A 6,241-nucleotide genomic window follows, 5' to 3' on the forward strand; every position below is an offset into this window, starting at 1 on the left:
CTCAGAAGGAGATCTCGATGCTGACTGACGAGCGGCGGATGGAGTTGTCCGACATCCTGCGCCCCGCCGCACCGCCCCGGGAAATCAGCGATGTCTACACCGACGATCAGCGGAACCGGCTCCTCGACGTCGTACGCGCCGAAGGCCCGTGGAAGCTGATCATCGCGCAACACTTCGCATCCGCCGACGAACTGATCGCCACCATGAGTGGCGCCTTCCCCGGGGGGTTCACGCCGTCGCTGGACCTCTTCCTCACCCCGACGTTCCGCGGTTATTTGGCCAACTACGGCGCGGCGCTGTATCCGCAACTACATGATTGCTTCTATAACGCGCGATTCCTGAAGATGGCCAAGAGCTACTGGAACGCCGAGTACGCCAAACCACAGCTGATGCTGTTCAACATCAACGGGCCGTGCGCCAATCGCGATCCGGGGCACCTGGATTCGCCAAGCTTCCGCGGCGTGCGGCACGAAAACGCGCCGACCTGGCTCACCAGTGTCATGGGCAAGTCGGGGCTTTTCAGGGATTACCTGATCAAAATGGCGCAGGTAATCACCTGGTTTTCGCTGGATGGCGGTAGTGGATTCACCTACTGGCCGAACGGGCCACTCAAGGCGCCCAAGCGAGTCCTGCCGCCGATCAACAACCGCGGCGTCGTGGTGCAGAACGAAATGATGGTGCACCGCGGCGAGGCGAATGGCCCACTAGACCAACAGATTCCGGCCGGCTTGGCGTTCGACACGGTGTTCACCGGCGATCCTGACGACCGCGACCACTGGCTGCTGAAGAACGGTGAAGACGTGATCGCGCGCCACCGCACGGACGAGCTGCGGTTCCTGGTGCACTGGTCGGCCGAGGTGTTCTCCGATTTCGACGAGCTGGAGAAGAACATGGAGGGCTCGGACGACCTGACCGCCGAGCGGGCCATCGACATGATGGTCGACGACCTCAACACCAGAGGGATCAGGATCGACATTCCCGGTGAACCGCTGCACGACGCGGCTTTCATCGGCGCGCTCAACGCCGCTTACGATCTGGGCGGACCCGCCGTCTATCCCGAAGAGGCGCCGATCAGCGCTTTCGAGCTCGCATGATTAAGGCATGCCCACTACAGCGTTTCGCGGACCGTCGTGTCATCGTCACCGGTGCCGGTTCCGGGATCGGACAGGCCACCGTGGCGCGGATCCTCGACGAGGGTGCCACAGTCGTCGCGTACGACGCGTCCTCTGAGGGGCTGGCGCACACCGCAACAGTTGCCGAAGAAGCCGGCACGGGCGCACGACTGACTACCGCCGTACTCGATGTCTCGTCGGAGGATGCCGTCGCGGCAGCGGTCAGCGCGGCCTTGGCCGAGCTCGGCGGCCTCGAGGTACTGGTCGGGGATCCCAGCGCGGTGGCATCAGTGATCGCCATGGTGGCTTCCGACGACGGCGCCTTCATCACGGGCACTGAAATCCGCATCGATGGCGGCGCGCACGCCTGAGGACGGCTGTCACTGTGAAAGTACGCAATGAGATCGCGACTGACCGAGCAAGAACGCCGGGTGACGAGTATTTGCGATATCGACTTGATGTCATTGCCGCCACCGCCGTCGCGCGGTAGCCAGGGTGCAGCAATGCTAAGTCCAGCGGCGCGAGCGTTCAAGTGCTATGCACTTGCAGCGGCCGGAAATCTGTGTGACTCAGTCGAACTCACTGAGACGCTGCTATGCGACATGCCCGGAGAGCGGTGGCGCGAATGACTGACACGCTCCGCGAGCGGCTCGCGCAGTCGGTGCGACGACTAATCGACGTCACCATTCGCAGCGAGGCCGACGAAGCCGCGGTGGCGCACGCCTTGGCTCTGGTCGACCAAACCGTCAACCTGTTGAGCACGCGACTCATGCCTGGGTCGTTCGGTGTGCGCACCGACTCAGACGGCAGAACCGTCGTCGCGGGCAATGTGGCCATCGGACTGCACAACCCGATCGCTCCGCCACTAGTCGTCCAGCAAGACACGGAGGGCGGCGTTCATGCCGACGTGCACCTCGGCGCGGGCTACGAGGGGCCGCCCGGCCATGTACACGGTGGCATGTGCGCTCTAATCCTGGACCATGTCCTGGGCGCGACGGCACACCAGCCGAATAAACCGGCTTACACCGGCACCATCACCGTGCGCTATCTGCGCCCCACGCGCTTGGGCGCACTGCGTGCCGAGGCCCGGGTGGAGCGGATCGACGGCAGCAAGACGTATGCGACCGGCCATCTCAGCAACGTCGACGGTGTCACGGTGGAGGCCGAGGGCGTATTCATCACGCCGCGCGAACACCTCGGGCTGGGCGAGCCAGAACCTCTGAGTGACACCACCCGCTGACGAGACCAGCCGGCGCGGGTTGCCGGCGGGTCAACACACCGGGTGCAACTGCCGATGATCGCACAACGCAGTCATGCAATGCGGCAAAATCGAGGCGAAACAGCCGAAGCGCCGGTTCAGCCATCGGATTCGGTTCCATCTACTTCAGGAAGCGCGACATGGTCAACCGTCTGCTATTCGCTGTGGCGGCGGTATCGGTCGCCCTGCTGGCAGCGGCGCCGCTGAGCCATGCCGACACGACCGACCAGAAATTCCTGGCGGCGCTGGAGGCGCAGGGCATCATCGACCAAGCCTCGGCCGGACACGCGATCGAAGCCGCCCATTACGTCTGCGCGCGACTCGACACCGGCGAAACGCCCATGGAGGTGATGCAGGACGTGCTGGCCAGCAGCGGTTTACCCGAGTTTCACACCGGTTTCTTCGTCGCCCAAAGCATCTACTCCTACTGCCCGCGGCACAAGGATGAGATCCCTCGGGGATAGGCGAACCCCATGCCCCCGAATTACTTTGGTGCACCATCTTTCTCGTCGACGACGGACAAATCTCCATGGCGTACGGCGTCCAGAATCGACGCGCTCAGCGCTGAGCACACCAAGAATACACCCCGGCTCCCCGGTGCGACGATCTTCTGCGCGTCGGCGCGCTCGGCGCACCGCGCCGTCGCCTCGGCGTTCCACTGCACACTGGTCTGATTCCAGCTGCTCTTGCGGGCCAGCACCCGCGCCTCACAGTCCCGGCACGCGACCGGCACCATAGGCATCTCGTCGAGCCGATTGTCCTCGCGCACCGACGATTCCAGCGTCATCAGGCCCGGGCCGCCATGTTGGCCTGGACCTCTTTCATCCACGCCTCATAGGGCCGGGTGGTGTCGAGCTCGAATTCGAAGCGGTCCACCATGTCCGGTTGCACGTCGGCGGCGTCGACGTAGAACTGCTGATACCAGCGCCGCAACTGGTAGACCGGTCCGTCCTCTTCGACCAACAACGGGTTGTCGATGCGCGCCTTGTGCCGCCAGATCTCGACGTCCTGCTCGAAACCGAGCTTGACGTAGTCGCCCAGTTTGATCGCGGTTCGCATCGCCTCTTCGCCGGGCATCGCCTCCGACTTCTTCACGATGATGCCGTATTGCAGCACAAAGGAATTCGCATCGATCGGATAGTGGCAGTTGATGAGGATGGTCTTGGCGTCGCCGTACTCGTAGTGATACGTCAGGTCGTCGATCATGAAGGACGGGCCGTAGTAGGACGCCACCGAGGTGTTGCCCAGCATCTGAGCGCCTTCGGTGCCGCCCATGTCGGGGCGGCCCTCGCCGTTCATGTACTGCGTCGCGACGTGCCCCTCGAAGATGTTCTTGAAGTAGGTGGGCAACGCGCCGTGGATGTAGTAGAAGTGCGCCATATCCACCACGTTGTCGATGATTTCGCGGCAGTTGCTCTGCACAACGGTGGTGTACCAATGCCAGTCGGTCCACTGGTCGCTGGTGGCACCCTCGATGCGCGGGATCGTCACCTCCGGTGGCGGCGGCTTGCGCTCCGGGTCGTTCCACACGAACAACATGCCGTCCTGCTCCAGCGTCGTCCACGCTTGCGTGCGGGCCAGTTTGGGTGCGCGCCGGCTGTAGGGCACCTGCTTGCAGCGACCGTCGCCGCCCCAGCGCCAGTCGTGGAACGGACAGGCGATCTCGTTGCCCTTGACCTCACCCTGGGACAGGTCGCCGCCCATATGCCGGCAGTAGCCGTCGAGCACGTTGATGTTCCCGTCGCCGCTGCGGAAGACGACGAGCTTCTGCCCGAAGGCGTTGATCGCGTGGGGTTTGCCGTCCCCGAAATCCCTGGTCAGCCCCAGGCAGTGCCAGCCGCGGGCGAACCGCGTCGGCGCGGCCTGAGCTTCAATGAACCGAATCTGGTCGGCCTCGGTGTGCGACGTCATGGGCTTGATTCAACTCCCCCGGGCCCGTCCGCGGGGCCAGTTGTTCCGCTCATCAGGACGGCTCTTCCTGTGTCGCGGTGCCGCGGCCTACCGTTTTGAACGTGACGACGCACAGCGCGACGATTCCTGCCGGACTTCCCGTGGCCGACACCGCCGTCGACCTGCTCGTCGTCGGGTCCGGTACCGGCATGGCCGCGGCGCTCGCCGCCCACGAATTGGGGCTGTCGGTGCTGATCGTGGAGAAATCGTCGTACGTGGGCGGCTCGACCGCCCGGTCCGGTGGCGCGCTGTGGCTGCCGGCCAGCCCGGTGCTGACCGAGGCGAATGCCGGTGACACCGTGCAGCGCGCCAGGACGTACCTGGATTCGGTGGTCGCGGGGTCGGCGCCCGCGCAGCGGTCGGCGGCGTTCGTGGCACACGTGTCCGCGACGGTGGACATGCTGCGCCGGACGACGCCGCTGCGGCTGTTCTGGGCCCGCGATTATTCCGACTACCACCCGGAGGAGCCGGGCGGCAGCGCGGCGGGGCGCACCTGTGAGTGCCATCCCTTCGACACGTCGCTGCTCGGCGAGTACCGCACCCGGTTGGAGCCCGGCCTGATGGAGGTGACGGTCCCGATGCCGACGACGGGCGCCGACTACCGGTGGATGAACCTGGTGGCCCGGATGCCGCGCAAGGGAATTCCCGTCTACGGCAAGCGCCTGGCACAGGGCGTGGGCGGCCGCATGGTGGGCCGGCGCTACGCCGCGGGCGGGCAGGGCCTGATGGCCGGGCTGTTCACCGGGGTGCTACGCGCCGGTATCCCGGTGTGGACCGGCACCACGCTGGCGCGCCTCGCCGGCGACGGCGACCGCGTGACCGGCGCGGTCGTCGAGCACGGCGGGGAGGAGGTGACGATCAGCGCGCGGCGCGGCGTGGTCCTGGCCACCGGTGGCTTCGACCACCGCATGGACATGCGGAGGAAATTCCAGTCGGAATCGTTGGGCGCCAACCTGAGTCTGGGCGCCGCCGCCAACACCGGCGACGGAATCCGCGCGGGCCAGGATATCGGCGCCGACACCGATCTGATGGATCAGGCGTGGTGGTTCCCCGCCGTCGCGCCGCTGCCCGGCAAGGCGCCCGCTGTGATGCTGGCTGAGCGCTCGCTGCCGGGCTGCCTGATCGTGGACCAGCACGGCCGCCGGTTCGCCAACGAAGCCGCGGATTACATGTCGTTCGGGCAGCGGGTGCTCGAGCTGGAACGCTCCGGCAGCCCGGTCGAGGCGATGTGGATCATCTTCGATCAGCAGTACCGCAACAGCTATGTCTTTGGCGCCGAACTCTTTCCGCGGATGCGCATCCCACAGGCATGGTATGACGGCGGTATCGCCGTGCGGGCCGACAACCTCACCGATCTGGGCGCCGGAATCGGCGTTGGTGTATCGGAGTTCTTTGCGACGATGACCCGCTTCAACCAAAACGCCGCCGCCGGTGAGGATCCCGACTTCGGCCGCGGTAGCAGCGCCTACGATCGCTACTACGGGGATCCGACCATCAAGCCTAACCCGAACCTTCGCCCCTTGGTCAACGGCCCGTTTTACGCGGTGAAGATGGTGCTGTCCGACCTGGGCACCTGCGGTGGGCTCAAGACCGACGATCGGGCGCGGGTGCTGCGCGAGGACGGCGGCGCGATCGCCGGGCTGTACGCGATCGGCAATACCGCTGCCAACGCGTTCGGCACGACGTATCCGGGCGCGGGGGCGACGATCGCGCAGGGGTTGGTGTACGGCTACATCGCGGCGCGGGAGGCGGCGGGCACGAGCGCGGCGCAGCCGGACTAAGCGGATCGCCCGCATCAGCACTAGGCGATCTACGACGTGTCCGCCGCCTTCGGGCTGGGGTCGTCGTCGTCTCCATCGCGGAGCAGTTTCTCGGGGTGATGGAAGGTGTTGATTCGCGGTTGGCCTCGGTCCAGGTGTGG

General features: G+C 65.7%; 7 protein-coding genes. 5 read left to right on the top strand and 2 right to left on the bottom strand.

Annotated elements, in window-relative coordinates:
- The first annotated feature begins 17 nt into the window (after window positions 1-17).
- From B8W69_RS19380 to B8W69_RS19395, 4 genes are all read left to right on the top strand, one after another.
- Window positions 18-1,094, top strand: a complete 1,077-nt coding sequence (locus B8W69_RS19380; protein WP_085291392.1) for a hypothetical protein — start codon at window positions 18-20, stop codon at window positions 1,092-1,094.
- Window positions 1,091-1,483, top strand: a complete 393-nt coding sequence (locus tag B8W69_RS19385; RefSeq protein WP_085291393.1) for an SDR family NAD(P)-dependent oxidoreductase — start codon at window positions 1,091-1,093, stop codon at window positions 1,481-1,483. Before B8W69_RS19380 ends, B8W69_RS19385 begins: the two co-directional genes overlap by 4 nt.
- A gap of 254 nt (window positions 1,484-1,737) precedes the next feature.
- The gene (locus tag B8W69_RS19390) at window positions 1,738-2,352 is read left to right on the top strand and encodes a PaaI family thioesterase (protein ID WP_085291394.1); all 615 of its coding nucleotides are present in this window, start codon (window positions 1,738-1,740) and stop codon (window positions 2,350-2,352) included.
- A gap of 158 nt (window positions 2,353-2,510) precedes the next feature.
- Window positions 2,511-2,834, top strand: a complete 324-nt coding sequence (locus tag B8W69_RS19395; RefSeq protein WP_085291395.1) for a DUF732 domain-containing protein — start codon at window positions 2,511-2,513, stop codon at window positions 2,832-2,834.
- 20 nt (window positions 2,835-2,854) lie between these two features.
- On the opposite strand, the gene B8W69_RS19400 is transcribed toward B8W69_RS19395, so the two are convergent.
- Both B8W69_RS19400 and B8W69_RS19405 read right to left on the bottom strand, forming a co-directional pair.
- Window positions 2,855-3,157, bottom strand: a complete 303-nt coding sequence (locus B8W69_RS19400; RefSeq protein WP_085291396.1) for a ferredoxin — start codon at window positions 3,155-3,157, stop codon at window positions 2,855-2,857.
- Window positions 3,157-4,281 carry a 3-ketosteroid-9-alpha-monooxygenase, oxygenase component gene (locus tag B8W69_RS19405; protein WP_085291397.1) on the bottom strand — a complete coding sequence of 375 codons (1,125 nt, stop codon included), beginning with the start codon at window positions 4,279-4,281 and terminating at the stop codon, window positions 3,157-3,159. The genes B8W69_RS19400 and B8W69_RS19405 overlap by 1 nt, the downstream gene beginning before the upstream one ends.
- A 101-nt stretch (window positions 4,282-4,382) precedes the next feature.
- On the opposite strand from B8W69_RS19405, the gene B8W69_RS19410 reads away from it, so the two are divergent.
- The gene (locus tag B8W69_RS19410; protein WP_085291398.1) at window positions 4,383-6,101 is read left to right on the top strand and encodes a 3-ketosteroid-delta-1-dehydrogenase; all 1,719 of its coding nucleotides are present in this window, start codon (window positions 4,383-4,385) and stop codon (window positions 6,099-6,101) included.
- Window positions 6,102-6,241 lie beyond the last annotated feature (140 nt).

This window comes from Mycolicibacterium vulneris (assembly GCF_002104765.1).
GTDB lineage: Bacteria > Actinomycetota > Actinomycetes > Mycobacteriales > Mycobacteriaceae > Mycobacterium > Mycobacterium vulneris.

Coding starts and splice junctions, on each gene's coding strand:
- B8W69_RS19400 (WP_085291396.1), bottom strand. CDS start 3,157: ATGACGCTGGAATCGTCGGTGCGCGAGGACAATCGGCTCGACGAGATG.
- B8W69_RS19405 (WP_085291397.1), bottom strand. CDS start 4,281: ATGACGTCGCACACCGAGGCCGACCAGATTCGGTTCATTGAAGCTCAG.
- B8W69_RS19390 (WP_085291394.1), top strand. CDS start 1,738: ATGACTGACACGCTCCGCGAGCGGCTCGCGCAGTCGGTGCGACGACTA.
- B8W69_RS19380 (WP_085291392.1), top strand. CDS start 18: ATGCTGACTGACGAGCGGCGGATGGAGTTGTCCGACATCCTGCGCCCC.
- B8W69_RS19385 (WP_085291393.1), top strand. CDS start 1,091: ATGATTAAGGCATGCCCACTACAGCGTTTCGCGGACCGTCGTGTCATC.
- B8W69_RS19395 (WP_085291395.1), top strand. CDS start 2,511: ATGGTCAACCGTCTGCTATTCGCTGTGGCGGCGGTATCGGTCGCCCTG.